This window comes from Vibrio chanodichtyis, from assembly GCF_028863985.1.
Lineage (GTDB): Bacteria > Pseudomonadota > Gammaproteobacteria > Enterobacterales > Vibrionaceae > Vibrio > Vibrio chanodichtyis.
Genome location: NZ_JARBFT010000042.1, coordinates 1 through 713, shown reverse-complemented (window position 1 = coordinate 713; position 713 = coordinate 1). Strand labels below are relative to the sequence as shown.

General features: G+C 42.1%; 1 protein-coding gene. It reads left to right on the top strand.

Annotation, left to right across the window (positions count from 1 at the left end; genetic code table 11):
- Positions 1-147 precede the first annotated feature (147 nt).
- Positions 148-606 (top strand): IS200/IS605 family transposase, encoded by a 459-nt coding sequence (gene tnpA / locus PUN32_RS14010; protein WP_274723742.1) that lies wholly within the window; start codon positions 148-150, stop codon positions 604-606.
- Positions 607-713: the final 107 nt, after the last annotated feature.

Here is a 713-nt window from a genome sequence, read left to right as displayed (position 1 = left end):
TTTTTGTATAGAGAAAACCCCCAGCTAGGCTGGGGGTTCAGTAAAGCTTTCAGCTATAAGTCAGTTATCTAACCCCTTTCAATTTGTTAAAACAGCTTTGCGGTCTGGCAACTGCAAGAGTTAAACAAAAATTGAAAGGGGGTCCCAATGGGGGACGAAAAGAGCTTAGCGCACACGCGCTGGAACTGTAAATACCACATAGTATTCGCACCGAAATATAGACGACAGGTGTTTTATGGAGAAAAACGTAGAGCGATAGGAGAAATATTGAGGAAACTATGTGAATGGAAAAATGTGCATATAGTTGAAGCTGAGTGCTGTGCAGATCATATCCATATGCTTTTAGAAATTCCGCCGAAAATGAGTGTTTCAGCTTTTATGGGGTACTTGAAAGGAAAAAGTAGCCTAATGCTTTATGAACGATTCGGGGATTTGAAGTTTAAATATCGGAATCGAGAGTTTTGGTGCCGAGGGTATTATGTAGATACGGTAGGTAAGAATACGACGAAGATACAAAATTACATAAAGCATCAGTTGGAGCAGGATAAGATTGGAGAGCAATTATCGATCCCATATACAGGAAGCCCGTTTACGGGTCGTAAGTAAACGTTCTATGCAAATGTCAGATCGCAATGCGCCTGCTAGGGCGCTGCTGGTGAGAAAGCCTTATAGGCGCATATGAAAAACCTCCGGCTATGCCGGAGGATGTTTTT